The following is a 25,523-nucleotide window of genomic DNA, read 5'->3' as shown; positions in this document are numbered from 1 at the left end:
TATGGCACTGATGGCATTGCAAAAGCTTTGCCCAGTGTCTATTGTTTAACCAATGTATAGCCATCCTCTTTAGAGACTCCGTATTCATGAACGAAGCGTTACCTGATCTAGTTGTCCGTTTCACAATTCGGCACGGCCTGTTTCGTAAAGAACGGGTTGAGGCCGCGCTGTTTGGGCTGGACTCTTACGGTTGCGTTATGAAGACGGACAAAATGTTCAATCCCGGCGATACCGTCCTGCTCGATCTGGTGATGGATATGCCTTTTGACAAAATCCGCGCAGAGAACGTCTCAGGATTGGTTACCGAACGTAGAAAGCACTGCAGTAATTTCTTTTACTCGATTGATTTTGCCGATTTAAAGGCTGACGGCGACACCGCTCTTGAAGAAAAATTGCGCCGTATTAGAGAGGTGCTTTCTAAAAAGCAGTCGTTGAAATCACGACGTTCCTCAGGTTCCATGCCCAATATGCGGCATATGGCCTGATTATTATCCGTTCTACCTGTCCGCAAGGAGACATACCCATGGCGAAAAATGCCAAAGCGAGCGTTGATAAAATCGTTAAGAAGGTCAACAAGGAATTTGAGAAAACGTCCGCTCAGATTGAAGCTTTGATCAGCGATGCGATGAAGCACTTCGATAGCCTGCAACAGCAAGTTCAGGATCCTGTGCGTAAACTGCTAAAAGAAGTTGACGAGCTTCGTGAGCGCGAATTAAGGCGGTTTAACGACGAATTTGAGCGTCGCTTGGATGAGTTCCACGAGCTGCAATCCAACATACTTGAGCGGCTGGGCGTTGCCTCTAAAGAGGACATCAAGAAAGCCGAAAAAGAGAGCAAAAAAGAACTTAAGAAGAAGCCTGCGGCTAGCAAGAAGCAGCCCGCGGCTAAAAAGGCAGCACCCAAAAAATCTGCCGCTGCAAAGCCTGCCACAAAAAAACCGGCCACCCCCAAAGAGAAGAAACCGACCGATAGAAGCGACCTTACTTTGGTAAAAGGTATTGGGCCCGCAACGGCTAAGAAGATGAAAGACGCCGGGATTACTTCCATCGATCAAATTGCTGACCCATCCGAAGCGGATCAAGAAAAACTGAACGCTTTCTCCAGCATCAAAGGTTTTGATCAACTCACAGCTGAAGCCAAGAAAATCAACTGATGCGAACGCCTGACCAGCCTGTTCTACGGGACATAGTCCTGATTGGCGGTGGGCACAGCCACGTCGGTGTACTAAAACGGTTTGCAATGAAACCAGTACCCGGCGTGCGCCTGACCCTTATCTGCCGTGATACCCACACGCCCTACTCCGGAATGCTGCCAGGTTATGTGGCAGGTCATTACAGTTACGACGATGTGCACATTGATCTGAGCCGCCTAGCTGAATTTGCAGGAGCGCGGTTTTACCGTGCCGAAGCCATCGGCATTGATCGCGCTAACAAGCGGGTTATCTGTAAAGGCCGACCAGATGTGCCTTACGATATACTATCGATCAACATCGGCTCATCTCCCAGAGTAAACGAAGTGGAAGGTGCTGCGAAATATGCAGTACCTGTGAAGCCGATTACCGGTTTCAACAACCGATGGCTTGCTCTGCTATCTCGCATTGAGTCCCACGAAGGGCCTCTTACCATTGGTGTTGTCGGTGCAGGTGCAGGTGGTGTGGAGCTGACTTTGGCGATGCAGTACCGGCTTAAAAACGAGATGGCGCAGCGAGGTCGAGACTCTGATCAACTGCACTTCCATTTGTTTGATGCCGCCGACGAAATTCTACCTACTCACAATGAGAAAGTGCGTGAAGTTTTTCGAAAAACGCTTAATGAGCGAGGAGTAAAGCTTCATCTTGGCTCGCCTGTCGAAAAAGTTAGTGAAGGGTTATTGCGCACATCCTCGGGCGAAACTCTTCAAGCCGACGAAGTGCTTTGGGTAACCCGCGCTGGCGGGCCGTCTTGGCTGCAAGAAACGGGTCTGGCGCTTGATGACGGCCTCTTTTTGCGAGTCCGAGACACTCTACAGGTGGAAAACGACGACAGCATTTTTGCGGCTGGCGACATTGCTAATGTTATCAATCATCCCCGGGAGAAAGCCGGTGTGTTTGCTGTCCGTCAGGGCCCGCCTTTGGCAGACAACCTCAAACGTCTGGCACTGGGCAAGGCCCCAAAAGATTTTCGACCTCAAGAAAAGTGGCTGGCGCTGATTAGCACTGGCGATAAGTATGCCGTCGCTTCTCGCGGTGATACCCAATTTGAAGGTGCGCTGGTGTGGCGCTGGAAAGACTGGATCGATCGTCGGTTTATGAGCAAGTTCACCGACCTGCCCCCCATGGAAGAAGCCTCCAGCCTGCCTGATACCGCTGCGGCGCAGAACCCGGAGGAGGCCTCTCAGGCTATATCTGCGGTCGCTATGCGGTGCGGAGGCTGCGGCGCCAAGGTTGGCAGCACAGTCCTGTCACGGGCGCTCGGCGAACTCAGGCCCATAGAACGAGACGACATTCTGATCGGACTGCATGCGCCAGACGATGCCGCTGTTCTGCGGGTTCCGCCCGGTATGGCGGTAGTACACACCGTTGATTTTTTCCGGGCATTTATTGATGACCCTTACACGTTTGGTCGCGTTGCCGCTAACCACGCCTTAGGCGATGTGTTTGCTATGGGCGCTGAAGCTCAGAGTGCGACTGCAGTCGCTACCGTGCCCTATGGTATTGAGTCCAAAGTGGAGGACGTGGTGTTCCAGATGATGTCTGGTGCCGTGGATGTATTAAATGAAGCCGGTTGCGCACTCGTTGGCGGCCATACCGGTGAAGGCCGCGAGCTTGCGTTAGGTTTTGCGGTGAATGGCCTCATCAACCCTGACGAGGTGATGAGTAAAGGTGGCTTACGAGCCGGTGATGCCCTCATTCTCACCAAACCGATTGGAACTGGCACTCTGTTCGCAGCTCACGCCCGACTGGCCGCCAAAGGCCGTTGGATCGACTCCGCCCTCGCCTCTATGGTGCAGTCTAACAAGGCCGCTGCCGATTGCCTTCGCGGTTTCGGGTCTAAAGCTTGCACAGACGTAACGGGTTTTGGCCTCTTAGGCCATCTGGTTGAAATGACTCGTCCATCCGGTGTTGATGCAGAGCTGGATCTTTCTGCGATTCCTATCTTGCCAGGTGCCGAAGAAACCGCAGCGGCGGGCATTCTAAGCTCTCTGCAACCCGCCAACATCCGCCTGCGCCGCGGTATTCGGGATCAAGAGAAGTGGGTAAAAAACCCGCGTTATCCGCTTATTTTTGATCCACAAACCGCTGGCGGCTTGCTAGCCAGTGTTGCGGCAGAGAAGGCCGAAGACTGTGTGCAGGCCCTCAAGGCACTCGGTTACCCGCACACTGCCATTATTGGCCGGGTAACACCTCAGGATGAAAGTGGGCCAATCGAGCCTATTACGTTACGGGATTGAGCTTAAAGGATATTTCTGGGGCTTCGTCGCAGTGCGAGTGAAAGCGCCTGCTCCAGAGATTTCCTCTCTTTTTCCGGTGTGAACCTACCAGCAAGCTGGCCTACCTGATCTCTCAATAGCTCCACGAACGTTGGATCATTCTCTGCACGCTCCAGCACGTTGGCTAAGGCTTGAGTGTCTCCAACCGGGTAGTAACCCGCGTAATCCTTGCCGAGAAGCCCGACATTCCCGGAAATATTCGAGGCGATTATCGGCAAGCCAGCCCGGCAAGCTTCTGACACGACATTCGCTCCACCTTCCATCACGGAACTCATCACCAGTAGATCGCTATCAGCCATTAGTTTTTCGATATCGCTTTTCTCCAATTCACCCAGCCATCTAAACCGTGGGTTCTGCTGCAACTCCTGTTTGGCGCGCACGCCCCATTGCTCAGTGTGGGGTTTACCTGCACAGGAGACCCGAATGCGCGAATTGGCGGGTAGCAGCCTAGCCGCCATCGCTGCCCGGAGGGAGTCTTTTTCATCCCTTAGATGGCCGATTACACACACATCAAAATACGCCGATCCCTTAGGCTCTCTCAAGGATGCTTCAGCAGGCTTCTCAGCAGACTGATAAAGGGTTGTCAGCTTGCTTTGAAATGCCTCCGGAATATCACCACCCACTTGGTCATGCAGTCCAATCAATACATCGGCCACCTGCATCGAGTATAGGGTTTGCTTTGGGAATTCGTGCTGGTGCCGGTAAATATCCGTTCCTGTTAACGCCACCACCAGTGGTTTTTCCGGCCAGGTCTCCCGAAACAGGCGCACTGCGGTATGACTGCGCCAAGCATGCAAAGCAAGGAACAGATCACAGGGTTCGCCACTATACTCCGTAACAACAGATACCCTGTGCCCCAACTGCTCCAACAACATCTGCCAGCGCTCTGCGGTTGCCCTATTGCCAGCTTTCGAACCCGGGTTAGCAGGCGTAAGAATGATGATATCCATAGACCTCTTCGGTATAAATTGCCCCGTTCAGGGCCGGAATGGAATTTTGTTAGACTTATAGGCCGTTCACCAAGAATAGTGCACGGACACATGACCTATTTAAACCCGTAATTCGTATAGCTGTTCAGGGTTTCGATGAATCAGAGTATCCTGCATCTGCGCTCTATCAATCACATAAAACAATCAAGGACTTCAAATGGCTTTGAATTTCATACGGAAGTTTGTGCTTTCTAGTTTTTTGTTCGCCACCGCTGCTGCATCGGCAGAAACGTTTGTATTCACAGCAATCCCCGATGAAGACGAGACCAAACTTGTTGAACGTTTTCGTGGTGTCGCCGATTACCTCTCCGAGCAACTCGATGTAGATGTTCGCTACATCCCTGTGAAGTCCTACGCAGCTGCGGTTTCTGCTTTTCGCAATAATCAGGTTCAGTTAGCCTGGTTCGGCGGGCTTTCCGGCGTACAGGCTCGCAGGCTAGTTTCAGGCTCGGAAGCAATCGCTCAAGGTGTTGAAGACGAGGCCTTCGAAACCTATTTTATTGCTAATACCAATACCGGCATAAAGCCAGCGGATAAGCTTACTGAGCTAGAAAGTCAGCTCAAGGGCAAAACCTTTACGTTCGGCTCCAAAGGCTCCACCTCTGGTCGCCTGATGCCCGAGTTTTATGTGCGCGACACCTTTGACTCAAAGCCGGAAGACTTTTTCTCCCGGGTGGGCTTCAGTGGTAATCACACACGAACCCTTCGCTTGGTTGAAGCTGGCACCTATGACATAGGCGCCCTCAATTTCCAAGTTTGGGAAAAGGAGCTGGGGGATGGGAACATTGACACCGATGCCGTTCAGGTTATTTGGAAAACACCTGCCTATCCGGATTATCAGTGGACCATCCGTGGTGATGTAAACGACCGGTTTGGTGACGGTTTCAAACAGCGGGTTACGGAAGCACTGCTTAATCTTGATAATCCGGAGCTTCTGGAAAGCTTTCCGCGCTCAGGTTTCATTCCTGCTTCCAACGATGATTATGAGCCTATTCGTAAAACAGCAGAAGAGATTGGAATCCTCGATTGATGTCAGGCTTCGACCTCTCTGGCCTTACGGCTTCATTCAGCGGCAAGCGGGTTATTGGCCCGCTGTCGCTGCAGGTTAACCCAGGCGATAAAATCGCCTTAGTGGGGAAAAGTGGCGCCGGTAAATCCACCCTCATTCGCTTGATTCACGAACGGGTTAACCGGGACTCATCCTTAGTGCCGCAAGATTTGGGCTTGGTGAATGCCCTTTCCGTCTTCCACAACGTGTTTATGGGTCAACTGGATAAACACGCCACTTGGTACAACACCGTAACGCTTGCTCGGCCATTCGCCAAAGACCGGGCCGAGGTGACTGCACTGCTGCAATCTCTGGAAATGAACGAAAAACTCTGGACACCCACAGCCTCACTTTCCGGTGGGCAGCGCCAACGTGTTGCCATTGCTCGGGCACTTTACCGGAACGCAGCTGTGCTGCTGGCCGATGAGCCGGTATCGGCACTCGACGGTCCCATGGCTAACTCGGTGATGGCGCTTCTTCGGGATCGCTTTTCTACCAGTATCATTGCGCTGCACGATGTTGATCTAGCGTTAAATTATTGCACCAGAATTGTTGGCATACAGGATGGTCAGGTCGCTCTGGATCAGCCCAGCGAAGACCTTACGTCGTCAGACATCATGTCTCTCTACTAGGTGCACAGCCGTTCCATGTTTTCTTCTCCAACGGTTCGTACAAGCTTTATTTTCCTTGCCATTGCCTTGGTCGGGCTGCTGTTTGCCGATATAGCGATCACCGCCTCCAATCCCTGGCGGGATTTGGGCAATTTTTTTCTGGGAATAGTAACCCCCAACTTTTTTAGTAGTGAAGGTCTAATGACCGCCCTGTTGAGAACAGTTGCGTTTGCATTCGTTGGCGTTGCGCTTGGGGGTGTTGTCGGGTTCCTATTGGCCTTGATTTACCGCTCTTTGCCCGTGCGGATGTTTTGCGCATTTGTCCGCGCGATTCACGAGCTATTTTGGGCTCTGATTTTTCTGCAGTTTTTTGGGTTTCATCCGCTAACCGGGGTGCTGGCCATCGCAATTCCCTACGCGGGAATCTTTGCCAAGGTGTACTCGGAAATTCTGGAAGAAGCTGACCCGGAACCCGGCCGTGTACTGCCCCCCGGCACCGGGAATATTACCGCATTTCTCTATACCCGCATCCCTGACTGTTGGGTGAAGATGCGCACTTACACCGCGTATCGGCTTGAATGCGGCTTACGCTCTAGCGCAATTCTCGGGTTCGTTGGTCTGCCGACACTGGGTTTCTATCTGGAGGCGTCCTTCTCTCAGGGGCTATATTCCGATGCGGGTGCCATGCTGATTCTGTTTTACGTGTTGATCGCTACCATGCCTTTATGGGTGCGACCCAAACTTCTGCCGGTTTACATTCTTGGAGCGCCTTTCTTTCTCGGCGAGGGCTTACCCATCGTTTGGGGTAATGTGCAGCGATTTTTTACCGAAGACATAGTTCCAGCCCCATTGCGCAATGGAGAGGGTCTTGCTGGCGTAACCCCGTGGCTGAGTGATTTGATGGTTAATGAAGCCATGCCGGGTATCTGGAACACCATCGTGCTTACCCAAATAGCGCTAGTGGCCACCGGCATTTTATCGCTCTTGGCCTTCCCCCTGATTTCCAACCATTTCGGTGGACCAATAAGGCGTAATGCAGGGCATGTGGCACTTGTGATTGCGCGCTCTACGCCGGAATACATTCTGGCGTATATCCTGTTACAGCTCTGGGGTCCATCCATGCTACCGGCTGTTGTAGCTCTGGCATTGCATAATGGCGGCATTATCGGGCACCTGATTGGTCGGCAAACCAATTCCATCAAGCTCCGTGCCGACGCCATAACAGGGTTTAATCGCTACAGTTGGGAACTTGTGCCCAGAGTGTACCGCGCGTTTCTCGCGTTTTTATTCTATCGCTGGGAAATCATCATGCGTGAAACCGCGATTTTGGGGATTCTAGGCATCTACACTCTGGGGTTTTATGTGGACAGCGCCATACAGAACATCCGGTTCGACCGCGCCATGGTGTTGATCTTGGTAACCGCCCTGCTCAACATTGGTGTTGATGCACTCGGACGATACATTCGCCGCAAGCTCGCGCTGCAAACCATGCCAACCTGCTAGTGTCCCGTCTGGCTAAGCCACTTAACGTTTGCACTCTATGTGGCCAGACACCATATCGGAGCCACCGGAAACATTACTGAGAATATCCGACTTTGCAAAAATACCGGATCGGTGCAACAACGAAATACCCACATAGCAGTTTCGTACGGCTTTGTGGTCGAACATCAGCCGCAGCGGCACATCAAACTGCCCCTCCAAGTAATTGAGAAAGTGCGAGGTGTTTTGCTCCCGCTTAGCTTGTTTCACCTGCTCAACGTAAGGCACTTCCGAGGCGTAAGAAAACCCAAAGCCAATACCAAAACGCAGCCACTCTTCGGATGTCCATGGCGAGTGTCCAGTCGTCATTGCCATAACGTAGGCGTTGTATTCACCAAAATCACTCTGGTGACCATTCTCTAAGCGCCGGTTGAGCGACACCCGTCCCCAGTAGTCTAAATACTTGCCATCAGAAATCAGTTTTCCCAGTGTTAAGCCGGTCATGTAGGCGTGAACATCCTCGCTGCGCTTTAGGGTACCCGTGAGTGTGCGAGTGAATGGCCCCTCGGCCTGATAGCCCGCATTCAACCGCCACGACCACTCTCCGAAACGACCCGAGTCAGGCCGCTTTGTTGAGTCATCTAGAGCATTTCCAAACAAGTAGGCAAAACCGAATGTAGCGGAGGTAAGCTGTGCCTCATCCACTAACGGACTGTTGAAGATCTCACTATCTACATGTTGCGACGCAATGTTTGAAAACAGCAACAGGTGCGGCGTTGCCCGATAGGAGGTATTAACACCAGCACGCCAGAAAACAGCAGAATCCGGCTGGTAAAAAGGCCTCTCAGGCAACGCCTCGCTTGCGTCAACGCCATAGTAGTAGTCTGTAAGATCGCTATGTTGGTATACGTAACTGATAAAGGGCGACACAGACCAACGCCCTAGCGCCCACTCATAGGAGTAGGTGAAGTCCCACTCATGGCCATTGTGAACGCCTAAAACGTCATTAACCAAAGTTGTAGAAAGCGAACCCCAGTCGGTAAAAACCGTCGCTGAGAGGCCCACATCAACCGTCTGATCTCGATCACGCACACCGTTAAAATAAGGGGCAGCGTCTGATTCCAGACGGTTGAAGCGGTATTTTGCTAATAGATCAACGGATAGCCACTCTCGCTTCAAAAGGTGCGCGCCAGCCGATGTTCCATGGGCAAATAGCCATTTGCCTTCATAGAGATAGAGCGGTATTAGATCTGTTTTATTGTCGTTCAACAAACCAGAAATATTGTCGACGCCAACGTAAGGGCTTGTTCCTCTGCGTAGCGCTGCCCCAAGACCTACCGTGCCTTCTGGCACATCATTTATGGGGGTTCTGGTATCCGGAAGGCTGGCGTAACTATTACTTGCCGCTAGGCAGTACAAACCCAGAAGCACGCCTTGCCCTATCAATCCCATTCGCATCGTGTTTTTCCACCGTGCCGCTAACACCATCGGCCTACAAAACCGGGCCAATGGTTGCGATAACGTTGTGCCATATTCGTTCGTGGTAATGCCATGCAAGTACGCTGGGCGAGGTAACTATTTCAGATCGATCAATATAGCTCTGTTGGCGCTCCGCAATGGCCTGAGTCGTGGACTCATCCTGCAGGAGAATATTATTCTCATAATTCAGATCAAAACTGCGCAAATCGAGGTTGGAAGATCCGATCAAACTGATTTTGCCGTCAATAGTGAGGGTTTTCGCATGCAAAAGCCCTCCTGTGAACTCATGAATGATGCAGCCTGCATCAAGCAGTCGGTGATAATAACTGCGGCTGGCAGCCGCTACAATCCAGCTATCGTTTACCTTCGGGAATATCAGTGCCACCTTTACACCCCGGTAGGCCGCTGCGCACAAAGCGTCAAGAACAGTAGCATCGGGAACAAAGTAAGGGGTGGACAGTGTCAGTTCACTTTGAGCGCAGGCAAACAGGTTGGCAAAAAGATGTGGCGTAGCGCCATGGCGTTCTGTTGGTCCGACGCCCATGGCTTGCGCAGGAAAACCGCCTTCTCCCCTGCCCGATGATAAGGGAATGCCATCTAATGATTCGTTGGTAGCCTGCATCCAGTCACTGGCAAACAGCAATTGATTCTGGACCACCACCGGCCCCGTAAACCGGAGCATAATATCCACCCAGGGAGCGTACTTGGCTTTAACCAAAAATTCCGGATCTGCAGAGTTTCGGCTGCCGCAATAGGTTATGCGTGCATCAATCACTGTAATCTTGCGGTGATTTCTGAGGTCAAGCCGGCTTGTCAAAATAGTGCGAATAGGATGTTTAAGCGAGAGTGCAACAGCCAAGCGAACCCCCGCCTCTTTCATACTCTGCCAAAGCGCAGACTTAATCAGTGCACGAGACCCGAGTCCATCGGCCATAGCCCGGCAAGTAACGCCTCTTCGGGCAGCACGGATCAGCGCTTCAGCAATAGCGTGGCCTGTGTTGTCGTTCAACCAGATGTAATACAAAACATGTACGTGATCGGTTGCCGCATCAATATCTGCGACCATCCGGGCAAGTGTTTCGGCACCGTCGCTCATTAACTCTGCCCTGTTGCCCGTCGACGGGTGAAAACCATTGATGGAACCAGCATAGCGGAAGGCAGGTTGATAAACCGGCTCAATCAGCTTTTCTGTATTGGCCGCGTCCCCCATAAACCAAGATGCTTTGGCCCGTATTTCTTCGAACACCTCTTTATGCCGCTTACTCGCCCGGTTACCAATATCTGTTTCGCCAAACAAGAAATAAATAACACTGCCGAAGTAAGGTAAAAGATTGAGCACCACAAACCAAGCAAGCCGCCCCGGAGGCGACAGGTCATCGCGAAGCAGAATCCGGGTGGTGAAGGTAAGAACCAACAGTGTATGAAGTGCCAGAATAACGGTCATCAGGCTGCCTTTGAGGATGTGGAATCCATCGTTCTTTAATAAACCATTGCCAACTTTGTCACAATTCCCGCATCAAGGCCCCACTTAAGGGCATTTCTGCCCAAGAGTTAGCGGCGGCCAGTAGATACAATCCGTTACACTCCTGAAACGTTCTGCAATACTCAAGGTAGCACCACTCATGATCAACGCACTTGTTGCACTTACTCAGGCTGGCTTACTGGTTTTGCTTGTGACTTTAGCGTGGCGAATGCTGATGCTGGCCAGCGCCGAGCCACTTATGGTAGCCAGTGCCCGACACCCGCCGACACAACTCGCGCGCAAAGAAAAACCCGCGTTGCGAAAGCCTAAGCGCCCAGCTTCTACGGATCGTACAGAGTTGTTTACCCACCTGCACATTCTTGCAGGGTTACAGGAGCGGGATTGCCGAATAAGTGGGCTGCATCTGAGCGAGGCTCCAGAAACGGTTCGTGCATACGCAGTTGCTTGGTTATACGGGGCAGGATGCGCCCTATGCAGCCAATCCGAGCGGCACAGTGATGCGCTTGCAGGCTTGGTAGCACAAATTGCCCACCGAAAAACCGGTATCCGACAGACGGAAGCCGTTCAAGCCATTGCAACACTGACATCTTGCGGAGTGTTACTTGCGTGTTTTCGAGCGGGACTGGAAGGCGCGGAATACTGGCAGAGCCATCAGTACGTTCAACCTGAAAATAGCCTTTACTCTGCTATTACAGCGAACGCACTGATCTGATTGCTCAACCTTTATTTTGCTGTTCCAGCACCCAGTTTGTTCCCAGCGGAACAGGCTCTGTCTGATTCGGCTTATCTGAGGGTACACCTGCCACGGATGGGCGGGTAAATGCACCATCATCGGTGGTTGCCATAGACTCGACATCCACAGAGAGAACCAGATAAGTGGCTCCATCTGATATTACTCTGGCCCGATGCGTGAGGCCAAATACAAAGCGGCAGTAGTCCAGCTTCAACTGCATCAGATCCTGTTCTGCCTTGCGAATCTTCCGAAGCAATACTTTTTGTACGCTGTCCCCGTATTCCATCACGATTTCTCTAAAGTTAGCCTGAGTTTTTGCACGATTTTACACTTTCCTGACTGTTTGTCAGCCGGGATATCTATTGAATCCCGCTGTTTAACTGGCTGAGTGATCTCTGGCCTGAAATACCAGCTTGATCGGTGCCACTTCTGAAAGAGGCTTCTGCCCCTCCTGTAAATCGATTCGCCAAACCATTTCGCCGCCCGTCGTACACAAAGGTGCCGAAAAACGTACTGAGTAACTATCGCCGCCTTCGTGGCGCATGGGTACCGGGTATTCCCCCATATACATAGATTCGCCACGCAGCACAGCCAAAAACCGCTTCTGCACAGTCGGTGCGATAACAGATAACTGGTACTCTTCGCCCTGCCCACCATCGCCCAAATGTTGCAGGTCAACCTTCCATACCCCCGCATTTGTTTGCCACTCACAGGGCCCCTCCAGCAGATCACAGACCGGTTGATCCGCACTCGGGAGGGTTTTATCTGCAGGCTCTAGCCAACGGCCGCCAAACACCACCGCTGAAATAAAGGCCAAAATAAAACCCAGAACCACAATCGCTCGTAACATACCGGTACTCAGTTGAGACCCCTAGTGAAAACAGTCGCGAAAACCGTATTGAAAACAGCGAACCATTATGGACACTATCTGCCTCAAGGCAAAGATTTCTAAACCAGCGCCATACATGAGAAAATACCGCGCTTTCATCTCTGACCCACTTTCAGGAACAGGACACGCCCGTGCAGCCGGATATTTCCGTTAGGAACCTGAACAAGGTTTATGAGGGCGGCTTTCAGGCCCTAAAGAACATCAATCTGGAAATCAATCGAGGCGAAATTTTTGCCTTGCTCGGCCCTAACGGGGCTGGCAAAACCACGATGATCAGCATTATCTGCGGCATTACCAATATGTCTTCCGGAGAAGTCCGGGCCGCAGGCTATGACATCGTAAAAGACTACCGCAGAGCCCGCGAAACCATTGGCCTAGTGCCGCAAGAGCTCAATACCGATTCCTTTGAAACCGTCTGGAATGCCGTGTCATTCAGCCGTGGCCTGTTCGGCAAAGCGCCCAACCCGGCCCATATTGAAAAAGTGCTAAAGGATTTATCGCTTTGGGATAAGCGCAACAATCGCATCATGACCCTCTCTGGCGGCATGAAACGTCGGCTTATGATTGCCAAAGCGCTCTCCCACGAACCGCGAATACTGTTTCTTGATGAGCCTACTGCGGGCGTAGATGTAGAACTGCGCCGTGATATGTGGGAGATGGTACGAAAGCTTCGGGAGGACGAAGTGACCATCATCCTCACAACCCACTACATCGAAGAAGCCGAGGAAATGGCGGATCGCATCGGGGTCATTCGCCAAGGCGAAATAATTCTAGTGGAAGACAAAACCCAGCTAATGAGCAAACTGGGCAAAAAGGAACTGCGCCTACAACTGCAGACCAAGCTCGATAAGGTGCCCGGTGAGCTGTTGCTGGAACCGGTAGAACTTTCAGACGATGGCTACGAACTGATCTATACCTTCGACTCCCAACAAGAACAAGCCGGTGTGGCTCGACTACTGCGAACACTTGGGGATATTGGAATCGACTACCGAGACCTACGCACCCGGGAGAGTTCTTTGGAAGATATTTTTGTCGGCCTTGTGCATGAACCAGCCGAAGGCTAACGGGAGAAAGGCATGAATTTTTACGGTGTTAAAGCCATCTACAACTTTGAAATGTCTCGCATGCGGCGCACTCTGATGCAAAGTGTGCTCTCGCCAGTCATCTCCACATGCCTATATTTTGTGGTATTCGGCTCGGCCATCGGTTCGCGCATGGGCGATATCGATAACATCGCATACGGCGCCTATATCATTCCTGGTTTGGTTATGCTGTCGCTGCTGATGCAAAGCATCTCCAACGCCTCGTTTGGCATCTACATGCCGAAGTTCTCCGGCACCATCTACGAAGTGCTTTCTGCGCCCGTATCTTACGTTGAAGTGGTGCTGGGCTATGTGGGTGCCGCGGCTACCAAATCCGTCATATTAGGTTTAATCATTCTCGCCACTGCACGCCTGTTTGTGGACTACAGCATATTGCATCCCTTCTGGATGTTTTCATTTCTAGTACTTACGGCCGTCACCTTCAGTTTGTTCGGCTTTATCATCGGCATCTGGGCCGATGGTTTCGAAAAACTGCAAATTGTTCCCATGATGATCGTGACCCCGCTAACCTTTCTAGGCGGCACCTTCTATTCCATCGATATGCTCCCGAAAATCTGGCAAACCATCAGTCTTTTTAACCCGGTGGTTTACCTGATCAGCGGATTTAGGTGGGCATTCTATGGCGTCTCTGATGTGCACATAGGAATAAGCGTAGGCATGACCCTACTCTTCCTAGGCGCTTGTATGGCAGGCATTTGGTGGATTTTCAAAACCGGTTACCGGCTGCGTAGCTGATGCGAAACTACGGCACAGCACTAAGCCTTGCGGCCATGCTGGCAGGCTGCTCCGGCTCTGGAGCGGTTGAACCGTCAGTCAGCCTGCCGGTTCACGCCGCGTGCTTTGTGACCGACTCAAACACCGTCAGGGTTCAATTAGAGGTAGCCGACACGGCTCAAGAGCGCAGAAAGGGCCTAATGGGCAGGGAGTCTTTGGCCGCAGACGCTGGAATGTTATTTCAATACAAAAAGGTGCGGGGGCCGGATTACAGCTTTTGGATGTACCAAACACTCATCCCGCTGGATATCGCTTACCTTGATGAGCAAGGCATCATTGGCAACATTCGTCAGATGGAGCCTTGCGAATCAACCAATGGCGCCCGATGCCCCAGCTACCCTGCCGAAATTGAATTTGTATCGGCCGTAGAAATGAACATGGGCTTTTTCGAGGCCAGCGGCATTGGCGTTGGAGACCGCCTAAAGCTAGGAGAAATCAACTGTTCTAGCGACTAGCTGTCCTTCCATTCCGGCTTGCGCTTATCCAAAAACGCACAGATGCCTTCCTGCGCATCGTGCGCCCGTAGATTTTCAGCCATAACTTCGGCCGTATAGTCGTAAGCACCTGCCAACGGCATTTCGAGTTGTTTATAGAAAGCGCCCTTACCTATTTTTAAGGTGTGACCGGACTTCTCTGCAATGGTGTGAGCCATGCCATACACAGTGTCATCCAACAGCGATTCATCAACAACGCGGTTTACCAAACCAATCTGTTCTGCACGAGCAGCACTGATCATCTCGCCGGTAAGCAACATCTCCATGGCATGCTTACGGGAAACGTTGCGAGACAAGGCCACCATAGGCGTTGAACAGAACAGCCCGATATTCACACCCGGCGTTGCGAAGCGCGCAGAATCTGCCGCCACAGCAAGATCACAGCTAGCCACCAACTGACAGCCTGCAGCCGTTGCAACACCCGCCACACGCGCAATCACCGGCTTTGGAAGGTTAACTAGCAACTGCATCACTTCACTGCATCGTTTAAATAACGCCAGCTGAAACTCGTTGCTATCTAGCTGGTCGCGAATCTCCTTGAGATCATGCCCGGCACAAAACACCTTACCCGCCGCTGCAATAACCACAACCCGTGTGTTTGCGTCACCAGCAATGTCTGATAGCGCCTCAGCCAAAGCATTAAGCATTTCCATCGAAAGGCTGTTGCGTTGGCTCGGTTGGCTAAGGGTAAGCGTGGTAATGCCGTTGCTATCGGTACTTCGAGTAATTAGATCGGTCATCATTAACTACCTCGTAATCCCGGAAACTGGGAGTGCATAGAAGCAGTCAGTATCAGGCAGGACGCTTAGACTGTCGAAGCGACTTTTGTAGAACATCTACCTTAGCGGTTGTTTTAGCAGCGCGTTGCCCATAGGGTCTGTCTGTAAGACACCAATCCACTACACAGGAGAAGGGAATGCTCAACTCCAATATCCTTAAAGCGATTGTGGCCATAGCTATCATTGCAGGCGGAATCTACGTCATTATTCTTGATGAGCCTGCGACACCGACAGGTGACATTAATAGCATTCAGCCCCTACCAAAACAGGATGAGCCTTGATTTAGGGTGGCATTAAGAGGGGAAAACAACCAATTCATCCCCCTCTTGCCATGGCTGATACTTAACCATCGCCTTCAGGAAAAGCGGATGCTCCAACCAGAGTTGCAGCCAGCGTTGTAGGTTCGGATAAGGCAAACTGTAAAAAACGTCGCGATCCACATGGGCGAACTGGCGGACAAACGGCATAACGCCGATATCTGCGACAGTGGCCTTATTCCCCATAAGGAATGGGCTTTCGGCCAGCAAATTCTCCAAAACCTGCAAAAAATCCTCCCCCCGTTGCCGATATTCCACCTGAGTCATTTCTGGATGGCGATCCGCGTATTTGTAGCGATCCAGCCAGTGCTTAAACTCGTTATCGTTCTGCTCAATCAACGCCTTGGCTTGGTCCAAAACCGCCGCATCCAACAGCCCTTGCGGATCTTGCTGCTCCAGAGCCCAAATCATAATATCTCGGCTCTCATCTATCACAACGCCATCCGTAAGCTGTAAAACAGGCACAGTGCCCTTCGGGCTGATGGCGAGCATTTGAGCTGGTTTATATTTCAGGACAATCTCGCGCAGTTCTACTTGCAGCTCAGCAAACAAAAGCCCAAGACGGGCGCGCATAGCGTAGGGGCAGCGGCGGAAAGAGTAGAGGCGGTGAAGAGAGGTGGTCATATTTTTAGTGGCGTTCCTTATTAATTTGGGCTCCATTCATAGATTTTAATTTTCTGCTATTTTCAGCCTGATTACCGGTCTGTTTTACATCGCGAAAGATAGCCCTCTCAGGCTTACAGAAACAGGGGCAACCCATTAAAGGAATTTGCCCCTGCCTGCGGGATAAAACATGCCTCAGAATCTAAGCGTCCATTCCAGATTCACGCTTTGGCTATCAGCATCGTTGGCCAACTCGCCCTGATAGCTTACCCCCAGAGTCGAGTTAGCTGACACGTGCACCGATGCCCCCACTCCCACCTGAGCGGTATGGCGAGCCAATGGTGCGCCCTGGATAGTGAAGGGATTGCTACCCTCCACAAAGGTCTGACGGCTTTTCGCGTCCCGATCCGCGAAAGCATACTTCCAGCTCAGGGAACCGTGAAGGCTGATGTGGCCCTCGCCCAGAGTAACATCGGTGCCGCCTCGCAAACCAAGGGTACCGAACCCGGTGCCGCTGTCCTCGCCCTTTATCCTCAGCGCTGCGCTGCCACCGCTCTCTACGGCGCTCTCATTGCGCAGCGCCACCCAGGACGCACCAGCATACGGCTCCAACCAGTAGCTCTGGAATGGCAACCGGTAACCCAGCTCGGAGAACGCCAGCCAACTGCTTACATCGTATGCAGATGTGAGGGTTTGCCCGAGCACTTGCCTGCGCTCGGTCTCGACCTCGCTCCAGCCATAACTTAACCCCAGATTCAGACTAAGCTCATTCCATTGCCTCCGGGCATAGCCGCCCAAATAGAGGGTGTCGCTATCACCGCTGGCATGCTGGTTCGTCAGTTCAACTTCGCCGGTGCTGCCGCCGCCGAACAGGCCGAGACGCCAACTATTGCCCATTTGACCATCTACACCGATCAATAGGCCGTAATCCTTACTACTTAAGTCGGCGGCATTGCCGTTGCCATCCAGATCCCGAGTTTGCCCCATGACAGAGAACCATAACCCTCTGGACTGATCAACCACGGCATTCATCCGTTGCAAGGCCGTTTTGCGCACCTGCTCTGCACTGGTCACCAGCTGGGTCCGGGCGCCTGTATGGATTTCCCCGGACAAGCGGCTCATGGCGGCAACGGCCTGAGCTTCGCTCATATTGAGAACCCGGTCATACACGCCCTGCCCGGCTCCAAGAGCGAAGGCAGCGTCTGCAATCACCGTTTGGTTACGGTTCATGCCTTCCAGAGCAAAGGTCTGGATGGGCGGCTCAGGCTCTGGCTCAGGCTCTGGCTCTGGCTCTGGCTCAGGCTCTGGCTCCGGTTCTGGCTTTGGCTCCGGTTCTGGCTCTGGCTCCGGCTCTGGCTCCGGCTCAGGTTCAGGCTCTGGCTCTGGCTCTGGTTCTGGCTCTGGTTCTGGCTCTGGTTCTGGCTCTGGCTCAGGTTCTGGCTCAGGCTCAGGTTCTGGCTCCGGTTCTGGTTCTGGCTCAGGCTCCGGTTCAGGGGCCGGTGGAGGCGGAGGCGGAGGTGGAGGCGGAGGCGTCACAGATTGCAGGCTGCTGAGCAGATAGTAGGCATTACTGTCATGATCAGTACTGAACTCTAGATAGGCATAATCGTCAGTGACGGTCTGCTGACCATTGACGGTCACGCTGCCACCTGCCTGAACCAAAGTGTAGCGGGCACCGTCTGCATAGATGGTTGAACCGTTGTCGGTGCCGTTTTCCGGTGTAACATGGATAAGTGCGCCATCGTCAATCATGGCATTGCCAGCTACATCCACCAAATCGTTATGGGTGCCTGCGGTGGTGCCACCGCCGACCAGTTCCACCTGATAGGTAGCACCAGCTGCAAGTGTCCAGTCACCCGCAACCGCCAAGGTACCGATGGAATTGCCGGGAGAGACAGTACCGCTGTTAACCTCAAGGCTACCCAAGGAGCCGCTGCCCCCGAGCATACCGCCAGCCAGGACTACGTGGGAGTTATTGATAGAGCCGTTAACAACCAAGGCACCCTCGAAAACAGTGGTAGCGCCAGAGTAGGTGTTGGTGCCAGAGACAACCAACGTGCCGGAACCGTCTTTGGCCAGAGATACAGGCGTCGTGCTCTCCTCCAGAGCACCTGAGAAGGAGGCGCTGTCGTTACCCTCCACGCTAAAGGTGAAGCCGGGGAAACCGTCCGGGAAGGTGACATTTTCGCTGTTAGTAGCGCCATCATTCAGGGTTAGGCCGGTTCGGTAGCTATCAGCTATCAGGTCGTTACCGTCTCCGCCAGTGGTAGAGAACAGAGAGAATATGGCCCCATCACTGCCAAGGCTGCCAGCCCCCGGGGTATAGGTCCCGCTTACACCATCAGTGCCATCATTGGTAATCAGGGTGTGTTCACTGTGGATTGGCCGGTCATCCAAATCGCCTAAGGCAATAACATCAATGGCGATGCCATCGTTCAGTTCCACAGTACCCGTTACATTAAGAGTGTCAGAGGCGCCCGTGTTCGCCACCTCGAACTGCAGGGTGGAGCCAGTGTTAGCGGTCACATTACCTGTATTGAAAGTGCCAACGGAAGTGCCCGGCGCCAAAGTGCCGCCGCTTGCCGTCACCTCTCCAGCGATGCCACTTCCCCCCAGGGTTCCACCAGTGACCACCAACGGGGAGTTAGCCATAGAACCGTTAACCAACAAAGTGCCGTCAGACACACTGGTGCCACCGGTGTAGCTGTTATTCCCGGTAAGAATAGTGGTACCTGTGCCACGCTGGTTGGCGCTGACCGTTCCGCCATAGGCTCCCTGGCCAATATCGGTCGCCAGAGTCAGAGTGTCCGTCTGGTTGAAATTGAGGGTGCCTGAGCCGTCTTCGGGCGTAATACGACTGGCGCCCAAAATGCCAGCCATGGTGGCGGCCCAAAGGTTGTAGGCGCCAAAATTCAGGGTGCCGGCGCCGGAAGCGGCTCCCCCAAATCTTACCTCACCACTGCCGCCACCAACTGAGGCCACACCTCCGTTCGCCAGAGTCAAGGTGCCGTTTCCATCGGCGCCCAGAGTAAGCTGCGACGCCCTGAGTACCGACCCGGCACCCTCGACGGTGACCTGCCCGGTTGTACCCGGATTATTGCCCACGTTCAGCCTGTTAGTAACATCCACCTCACCGCCATCAAGAACCTCCAGCGTTCCGTCGCTTGAAGAACCTATGTAGGCCTGTTCTGTCACCTGCCATTGCGCACCACTGCCGCCAACACGCACCACACCGGTGCCCCCATAACCAACTTTGGAGCGGTGGCTTGTTACCTTGCTGCCAGCCCCGATCTCCAGAGTGCCGGTTTGACCGGCGGTATCGCCCACCGTCAGCCGTGTTGTTCCATGGCTGATGCTGCCGCCATCGCGTACAACCAGAGTGCCGTTGGAGATGGTGGTGCCGCCGGTGTAGGTATTTGTGCCAGTCAGGGTCAGGGTACCGGTACCCTGCTTGGCGACTGTGCCGCTACCACTGACATCGCCAGCAAAGGCCGCGCTATCGGAGCGGTTAAAGATCAGTGCACCGTGATTGACCACATCACCGGTAAGGGAACCAGAGGTGCCGCCATTACCGATCTGCAGTGCCCCGCTACTGATGGTGGTGCCGCCGGTGTAGGTGTTAGCGCCGGTGTAGGTCAGCACCCCGCTACCCTGCTTGGTCAACGCCCCTGTTCCGGTCATAGTGCCTGCGTAGGTACCATCGGTGCCCTGATCGAAAATCACCAGCGCATCATTGGTAATATCACCCTGCAGGCTACCGGTATTACCCTGCAACGTGCCACCAGACACAACAGTACCGCCGGTGTAGCTGTTATTCCCGGTAAGAATAGTGGTTCCGATGCCGCGCTGGTTGGCGCTGACCGTTCCGCCGGGGCCGCTGCCAATGCCAATATCGGCCGCCAGAGTCAGGGTATCCGTCTGGTTGAAATTGAGGGTGCCTGAGCCGTCTTTGGGTCTAATACGGCTAGCCTCCAGAGTGCCAGCCGTGGTGGCAGCCCCAAGGTTGTAGGCGCCAAAATTCAGGGTGCCGGTGCCGGAAGGGGCTCCCCCAAATCTTACCTCACCACTGCCGCCACCAACTGAGGCCATCCCTCCGTTCGCCAGAGTCAAGGTGCCGTTCCCATCGGCCCCCAGAGTAAGCTGCGACGCCCTGAGTACCGACCCGGCACCCTCCACGGTGACCTGCCCGGTTGTACCCGAATTGTTGCCCACGTTCAGCCCGTTGGTAACATCCACCTCACCGCCATCACGAACCTCCAGCGTTCCGTCGCTTGAAGAACCTATGTTGGCCAGTTCTGTCACCTGCCATTGCGCACCGCTGCCGCCAACACGCACCACACCGGTGCCCCCAGAACCAACTCTGGAGCGGTGGCTTGTTACCTTGCTGCCAGCCCCGATCTCCAGAGTGCCGGTTTGACCGGCGGTATCGCCCACCGTCAGCTGTGTTGTTCCATGGCTGATACTGCCGCCATCGCGCACAACCAGAGTGCCGTTGGATATGGTGGTGCCATCGGTGTAGGTGGCTCCGCCGGTGTAGGTATTTGTGCCAGTCAGGGTCAGGGTACCGGCGCCCTGCTTGGCGACTGTGCCGCTACCACTGACATCGCCAGCAAAGGCCGCGTTATCGGAGCGGTTAAAGATCAGTGCACCGTGATTGACCACATCACCGGTAAGGGAACCAGAGGTGCCGCCATTACCGATCTGCAGTGCCCCACCACTGATGGTGGTGCCACCGGTGTAGGTGTTGGCGCCGGTGAGTGTCAGGGTGCCGGTGCCGGTTTTGATGAGACGGCCGGAGTCTGGATTGTCTCGATCTCTTAGGACTCCAGAAAAAAGAGTGTCGATACTCAGGGCACCAACCTCCAGACTTTTACCGTTTCCTATTCCCACTTGGCCACTGCCTTCGAGGCTGCCGATGGAGCTGGAATCAACCAGAAGGAGTTCACCATCTACGATGTGACGGGATGAAGCACTGAGAGAATTCGGAGCATCAGCTACATTAACCAGTACCCCGTCAGCTTCTATTACCGTGTCGCCAGAATAAAGCGCGCCGCCAATATTGAACAGTCCGACAAACGCTCCCTTTATATTAAGCCCCCCACTTCCGGATATGCCGCCTAGTATACTGAGCGTTGCGCGCGTTGAGGGGGCTAAAGTCGTTATACTTAGGGTCTCACGGAGCTCTATGTCTGGGTCTATATAGACTATAAATCTCGCAGCACCTGCCGGCGGGGAAAGCGTGACCTTCGGATATGCTCCATCGAAAATAAGCCGATCGTTGGCAACGTGATCTGCAGAAATGCCCATCGATGAGCTACCAGGGTACGGCGTAGTAAAATCCAGCGAGTTCAGCACCAAGTTGCCAAGGTCATGATTCGAATGGTCGCCTGTGCTCCTGTCAAACTGTAGGTGTAGATCTGTTGCAGAAACCGGCGCCGAGCCATCCGCCCAGTTGCTATCAACAGACCAGTTTCCGGATGCCTCCGAAAAGGTTTCATCCACCGCCCCGGCAGGCGAGGCGCCAAGCAACAAAGTGCTGAGCAGGATGGAGGCTTTGGTTTTGCCCTTGCCGCGGCTGATCTCGGCAACAGCTATCCAAACGTTGAGCGCTTCGCTCCAGATAACGCGATAGACGTGATTCATGGTTACTGCTCCATGTACGGGTTTGATAGTCGAGCAACCGGCTCTCTTTTATTTGCACCAATTATGAATAGAGCCGTGTTGCACGGACTATCGGATTTCCGCAAAAAACCTTCTAAAGCGCTGAATAAAGAGGGGCTTGGGCCAGGGTTTCAGAGGGGGGCTCACCGAACAGGCACCGGTAGTCTCTGGAAAAATCACCCAGATGCACAAAACCCCAGCGCATGGCAATCAATGTGACGGTAGTGTGCGAGGGCGTTGCTGCGAGCAGGTCGGCACGTACCCTGTTGAGGCGAAGCGTGCGCAGATACGCAACGGGGGTAAGCTGCAAGAAATTGCGAAAGGCATACTGGAGGGACCGCTCCGATGCGCTGGTTGCAACGCAGATCTCTGCAATAGACGGCACCCTGCCGGTTTTAAGGCAGGCATCAATGTATTCACGCGCGGCCGATACGAGCCGATGGGTTCGCCACCCGGACTGGACGCGCCTGTTAACCTTGGCTACATCCGTTGCGTCATTAAGCGCATTTAGTACGCTATCTCTCAGCAAACTGGCACAGTTGGGTGATAGGACACCCCCCTCTTTACGACTGTGCTGAAGCACTCTGCTGAAATTGATTGCCAGTCTCGCGGTTTGAGCACTGTTGAACGCCTGCGGGCCACCGGCAAGGTCTTGTCCGTTAGCCGGGTTGAGCCGGTGCATGTCTCTGATCAGTGCATCCTGATCTAGGCATAGGTAAAAGGTTTCACTGTTGTCGACTGTGTTGACGTCGAGCTCCGCTTGCCCGGGCAGAAAATAGATCCAAGAGTCCACCGGGCTCGCAAACTGGGAAAAGCGCATTCCCGGGGTGGCCTTACTGGCTATGGAAATGGCGCATAGGTTGCCCCGAGTGACGCCGCTCTTATGGACGGATTGGTTCTGGCGCTCGTGCACCAAGTGCATCCCATCCAGTGTCTGGATGGTGCAGTGTCCCTCATAGGCGCCCGGACTCAGCTGGTGTATTTCCAGATCAAGCCACGGTTGGGCGGCAGCCTGTTCTGAAGCGTCGTTTAACAGAAGAGAGATCGGTTGCCTGTCTGTTGCCATGGTTTGACACTATAGCCCGTTAGTCCGCACATCAATCCGTCGTTTTTATTGTGAAGTTCACAGGTTATCGACACTCTCGAACAGCGGCAAGCAGGTTATTTGATAAATAACAGGTGTAGCAAGCAATTAAGATAATTGGTGCTCCGGGCCGGAATCGAACCGGCACGACCGTGAGGTCGAGAGATTTTAAGTCTCTTGTGTCTACCAATTCCACCACCGGAGCATTCGGGGGGGAAGTTTTGAGGGCCGGAATTGTATAAGGCCATGGACGATAACGCAATTCAAAATACCCTTAGTCAGTGACTCCCTTCTGTTTTCGGCTTGCGAGCGACGCCTTTGTATACATAACCAGCTATTTTTGGTGCGTTCGGCATATAGAGGTTTTCCAACTCTTTCAGCTCAAACCCTGCGTGGCGTATCAGATCGGCGATATGGCGATTCAGATTGCAGCCGCCTGCCAGCTTTTTCCAGCCGGGGTTTATGCGGTTCTGCCATTTGCGGGTGTTTTCATGGGGTGATTCGCCGTGCTCAAGAAACAAGAGCTCTCCTCCGGGCTTCAGCACGCGCTTCATTTGCAACAGTGCTGCGTGCCAATCGGGAATGGTGCATAGAGTGAAGGTAAGTAGAACCGTATCCACGCTGTTGTCTTGCAAAGGAATTTGTTCCCCCGGCAGTCCCAACCACTCCACGTGGACAGGTGAACGGTTTATGTTCGGCAGGGCTTTGCGGCGCATGCCCTCGGAGGGCTCCAGTCCGTAGACCATGTCTATCTGGTCCGGATTGTAGAATTCGAGATTGATTCCAGAGCCCATCCCCACTTCCAAAACACGCCCTTTTGCCCTTGGCACTATCTGGCTGCGCAGCTTCATAACTTGCCCCAACGAGCAGGCTTTGTTTATAACGTGCGGCAGGATGCGTTCTTCGTAAAAGCTCATGCGTTTCACCATACTTGTTTTTAATCAATGGGTGCGACAATCTGCCCTATCGGATTTGCTATGATATCCGGTAGCATGCTCTATACCTGCTGGTAATAACAATATAACAATTCACGCTTAAGCAGCGGTTGGGCGGGTATGCAGTGCTCGCTTGTTGTAACGTTAACCTTACCGGGGGTTCCTATGGAACTAGATCCTCTCATCCTATCGCGAATCCAGTTCGCTTTTGTCGTGTCATTTCACGCCATTTTTCCGGTGTTCACCATCGGTCTTGCTTCCTATATTGCCGTACTCGAAGGGCTTGCCTTCAAAACCAAAAATCCGGTTTGGGTGAAGCTGTCCTCGTTCTGGACCACTGTGTTTGCGGTTGTGTTCGGGATGGGGGTGGTTTCGGGCATCGTAATGTCGTTCCAGTTCGGCACCAACTGGAGTAACTTTTCTCAAGCCTCTGCTAACTTTCTTGGCCCAATGCTGAGCTATGAAGTTATTACAGCCTTCTTCCTTGAAGCGGCTTTCCTTGGTGTACTTCTATTCGGCCGAGACAGGGTTCCACCCGGCGTTCACCTGTTTGCCGCTATTATGGTGGCTACTGGCACCTTCATATCATCGTTCTGGATCCTCTCCGCAAACAGTTGGATGCAAACTCCGGCGGGCACCGAATTAAGGGATGGCATTTTCCATGTCACCTCTTGGAGCGAGGCAATCTTCAACCCGTCATTCCAGTTCCGCTTTGCTCACAAGGTGATTGCTTCATTCCTTACCGGTGGTTTTGTTGTAGCAGGCGTTAGCGCTTGGTACCTGCTGAAAGGTCGTGAGGTGGAAGCAAACCGCAAGGCGCTTTCTATGTGCCTTTGGCTGCTGCTTATTCTGGCACCCACGCAGTTGGTGGTTGGTGATTTCCACGGGCTTAATACCCTTGAACACCAGCCAACAAAAGTCGCTGCAATGGAAGGAAACTGGGAAACGTCCCGGAATGTTCCGTTGCTACTCTTCGCCATTCCGGATCAGGAAAACCAGAGAAACCTTTATGAAATTGGCATTCCCGGGCTAGCCAGCCTTATCCTGACCCATGAGTGGGATGGAGAAATCCCCGGCCTCAAGGAGGTTGCTGTAGAAGAGCAACCGCCGGTTGCCATCGTGTTCTGGTCTTTCCGAATCATGGTTGGGCTAGGAATGCTGATGATTTTGTGCGCTCTTACCGGCCTTGCTTTGCGCTTTGGTGACCGCTATTGGCGCTCCCGCTGGTTCCTGCAGAGCATGCGTTTTATGAGTGTTGCTCCATTCATAGCGGTGCTGACCGGTTGGTTTGTAACGGAGGTTGGGCGAGCCCCCTGGCTTGTTTACGGCATGATGACTCAGGCAGAAGCTGTTACACCATCGCTGACTGGCGGCATGGCGCTGTTTACGCTGATTGGCTACGTGGTTGTGTATTCGTTGGTTTTCACCGCGGGTGTTTATTACCTGATGCGTGTGTTGTACGAAGGAATGGAAAGCTCTCAACATGAGCCGGATATACAGTCGGAACGCCCTAAGCGGCCTATGTCTGCGGCGCACACCAAGTTTGAGCTTCACGACTCGAATGAACAGCCGACCAAACAGGGAGGGCACTGAT

22 protein-coding genes and 1 tRNA gene are annotated in these 25,523 nt (G+C 53.2%); 12 read left to right on the top strand and 11 right to left on the bottom strand.

All coding sequences use genetic code 11. From position 1 onward, the window contains the following. Positions 1–86 precede the first annotated feature (86 nt). The 3 genes from MWU62_RS09705 to selD are packed head-to-tail and all read left to right on the top strand — an operon-like array spanning position 87 to position 3,429. Complete coding sequence (locus tag MWU62_RS09705; RefSeq protein ID WP_247114656.1) at positions 87–485, top strand: hypothetical protein; 399 nt, start codon at positions 87–89, stop codon at positions 483–485. 38 nt (positions 486–523) lie between these two features. Next, entirely contained in the window at positions 524–1,153 is a 630-nt protein-coding gene (locus MWU62_RS09700) for a phage tail tube assembly chaperone (RefSeq protein WP_247114655.1), read from the top strand. Continuing rightward, positions 1,153–3,429: a selenide, water dikinase SelD gene (gene selD, locus MWU62_RS09695; RefSeq protein ID WP_247114654.1), complete on the top strand. Its 2,277-nt coding sequence runs from the start codon at positions 1,153–1,155 to the stop codon at positions 3,427–3,429. Before MWU62_RS09700 ends, selD begins: the two co-directional genes overlap by 1 nt. A gap of 2 nt (positions 3,430–3,431) precedes the next feature. Here the strand turns inward: selD and senB are convergent, their stop codons facing one another. Further along, the gene (gene senB, locus MWU62_RS09690; protein WP_247114653.1) at positions 3,432–4,418 is read right to left on the bottom strand and encodes a selenoneine biosynthesis selenosugar synthase SenB; all 987 of its coding nucleotides are present in this window, start codon (positions 4,416–4,418) and stop codon (positions 3,432–3,434) included. Between the two features lie 196 nt (positions 4,419–4,614). On the opposite strand from senB, the gene MWU62_RS09685 reads away from it, so the two are divergent. The 3 genes from MWU62_RS09685 to MWU62_RS09675 are packed head-to-tail and all read left to right on the top strand — an operon-like array spanning position 4,615 to position 7,619. After that, on the top strand, positions 4,615–5,487 hold the full coding sequence (locus tag MWU62_RS09685) for a putative selenate ABC transporter substrate-binding protein (RefSeq protein WP_247114652.1): 873 nt from the start codon (positions 4,615–4,617) through the stop codon (positions 5,485–5,487). Continuing rightward, positions 5,487–6,137 (top strand): ATP-binding cassette domain-containing protein, encoded by a 651-nt coding sequence (locus MWU62_RS09680; RefSeq protein ID WP_247114651.1) that lies wholly within the window; start codon positions 5,487–5,489, stop codon positions 6,135–6,137. Before MWU62_RS09685 ends, MWU62_RS09680 begins: the two co-directional genes overlap by 1 nt. A gap of 15 nt (positions 6,138–6,152) precedes the next feature. Next, positions 6,153–7,619 (top strand): ABC transporter permease, encoded by a 1,467-nt coding sequence (locus tag MWU62_RS09675; RefSeq protein WP_247114650.1) that lies wholly within the window; start codon positions 6,153–6,155, stop codon positions 7,617–7,619. 21 nt (positions 7,620–7,640) lie between these two features. Here MWU62_RS09675 and MWU62_RS09670 read toward each other — a convergent pair whose 3' ends face one another. Beyond that, entirely contained in the window at positions 7,641–9,053 is a 1,413-nt protein-coding gene (locus tag MWU62_RS09670; protein ID WP_247114649.1) for a MipA/OmpV family protein, read from the bottom strand. A 34-nt stretch (positions 9,054–9,087) separates the two neighbouring features. After that, positions 9,088–10,518, bottom strand: coding sequence for a cardiolipin synthase (gene cls / locus MWU62_RS09665; RefSeq protein ID WP_247114648.1), 1,431 nt, complete (start codon positions 10,516–10,518; stop codon positions 9,088–9,090). A gap of 178 nt (positions 10,519–10,696) precedes the next feature. On the opposite strand from cls, the gene MWU62_RS09660 reads away from it, so the two are divergent. Continuing rightward, a complete protein-coding gene (locus MWU62_RS09660; protein ID WP_247114647.1) occupies positions 10,697–11,269 on the top strand; it encodes a hypothetical protein in 573 nt (190 codons plus the stop codon). Positions 11,270–11,273: 4 nt separating this feature from the next. Here MWU62_RS09660 and MWU62_RS09655 read toward each other — a convergent pair whose 3' ends face one another. Continuing rightward, complete coding sequence (locus tag MWU62_RS09655) at positions 11,274–11,576, bottom strand: hypothetical protein (protein WP_247114711.1); 303 nt, start codon at positions 11,574–11,576, stop codon at positions 11,274–11,276. A gap of 90 nt (positions 11,577–11,666) precedes the next feature. Beyond that, a complete protein-coding gene (locus tag MWU62_RS09650; RefSeq protein ID WP_247114646.1) occupies positions 11,667–12,140 on the bottom strand; it encodes a hypothetical protein in 474 nt (157 codons plus the stop codon). A 170-nt stretch (positions 12,141–12,310) separates the two neighbouring features. Here MWU62_RS09650 and MWU62_RS09645 point away from each other — a divergent pair, with 170 nt between their 5' ends. Genes MWU62_RS09645 through MWU62_RS09635 form a run of 3 tightly spaced genes read left to right on the top strand, consistent with a single transcriptional unit; the run spans position 12,311 to position 14,511 of the window. Then, on the top strand, positions 12,311–13,243 hold the full coding sequence (locus MWU62_RS09645) for an ABC transporter ATP-binding protein (protein ID WP_247114645.1): 933 nt from the start codon (positions 12,311–12,313) through the stop codon (positions 13,241–13,243). A gap of 12 nt (positions 13,244–13,255) precedes the next feature. After that, positions 13,256–14,017 (top strand): ABC transporter permease, encoded by a 762-nt coding sequence (locus tag MWU62_RS09640; protein ID WP_247114644.1) that lies wholly within the window; start codon positions 13,256–13,258, stop codon positions 14,015–14,017. Beyond that, on the top strand, positions 14,017–14,511 hold the full coding sequence (locus tag MWU62_RS09635) for a DUF192 domain-containing protein (protein WP_247114643.1): 495 nt from the start codon (positions 14,017–14,019) through the stop codon (positions 14,509–14,511). Before MWU62_RS09640 ends, MWU62_RS09635 begins: the two co-directional genes overlap by 1 nt. Here the strand turns inward: MWU62_RS09635 and MWU62_RS09630 are convergent. Beyond that, positions 14,508–15,293, bottom strand: coding sequence for an enoyl-CoA hydratase (locus tag MWU62_RS09630; RefSeq protein WP_247114642.1), 786 nt, complete (start codon positions 15,291–15,293; stop codon positions 14,508–14,510). The two genes, MWU62_RS09635 and MWU62_RS09630, sit on opposite strands and share 4 nt — an antisense overlap. A gap of 173 nt (positions 15,294–15,466) precedes the next feature. On the opposite strand from MWU62_RS09630, the gene MWU62_RS09625 reads away from it, so the two are divergent. Continuing rightward, entirely contained in the window at positions 15,467–15,610 is a 144-nt protein-coding gene (locus MWU62_RS09625; protein WP_247114641.1) for a hypothetical protein, read from the top strand. Positions 15,611–15,622: 12 nt separating this feature from the next. Here MWU62_RS09625 and MWU62_RS09620 read toward each other — a convergent pair whose 3' ends face one another. The 5 genes from MWU62_RS09620 to MWU62_RS09590 form a co-directional block, all read right to left on the bottom strand. After that, positions 15,623–16,270 (bottom strand): glutathione S-transferase, encoded by a 648-nt coding sequence (locus tag MWU62_RS09620; protein ID WP_247114640.1) that lies wholly within the window; start codon positions 16,268–16,270, stop codon positions 15,623–15,625. 174 nt (positions 16,271–16,444) lie between these two features. Continuing rightward, a complete protein-coding gene (locus tag MWU62_RS09615; protein WP_281494847.1) occupies positions 16,445–21,892 on the bottom strand; it encodes an autotransporter domain-containing protein in 5,448 nt (1,815 codons plus the stop codon). Positions 21,893–22,004: 112 nt separating this feature from the next. After that, positions 22,005–22,976 (bottom strand): helix-turn-helix domain-containing protein, encoded by a 972-nt coding sequence (locus tag MWU62_RS09600; RefSeq protein ID WP_247114639.1) that lies wholly within the window; start codon positions 22,974–22,976, stop codon positions 22,005–22,007. Between the two features lie 136 nt (positions 22,977–23,112). Further along, positions 23,113–23,199: transfer RNA gene (locus MWU62_RS09595), tRNA-Leu, on the bottom strand. A gap of 73 nt (positions 23,200–23,272) precedes the next feature. Then, positions 23,273–23,911: a class I SAM-dependent methyltransferase gene (locus tag MWU62_RS09590; RefSeq protein WP_247114638.1), complete on the bottom strand. Its 639-nt coding sequence runs from the start codon at positions 23,909–23,911 to the stop codon at positions 23,273–23,275. Positions 23,912–24,094: 183 nt separating this feature from the next. Here MWU62_RS09590 and MWU62_RS09585 point away from each other — a divergent pair, with 183 nt between their 5' ends. Next, positions 24,095–25,522, top strand: coding sequence for a cytochrome ubiquinol oxidase subunit I (locus tag MWU62_RS09585; protein ID WP_247114637.1), 1,428 nt, complete (start codon positions 24,095–24,097; stop codon positions 25,520–25,522). Position 25,523: the final 1 nt, after the last annotated feature.

The sequence above is a fragment of the Marinobacter sp. S6332 genome (genome assembly GCF_023016045.1).
Taxonomy (GTDB): domain Bacteria; phylum Pseudomonadota; class Gammaproteobacteria; order Pseudomonadales; family Oleiphilaceae; genus Marinobacter.
The sequence above is the reverse complement of the archived record's forward strand: the minus strand, read 5'-3'. Positions and strand labels throughout refer to the sequence as shown.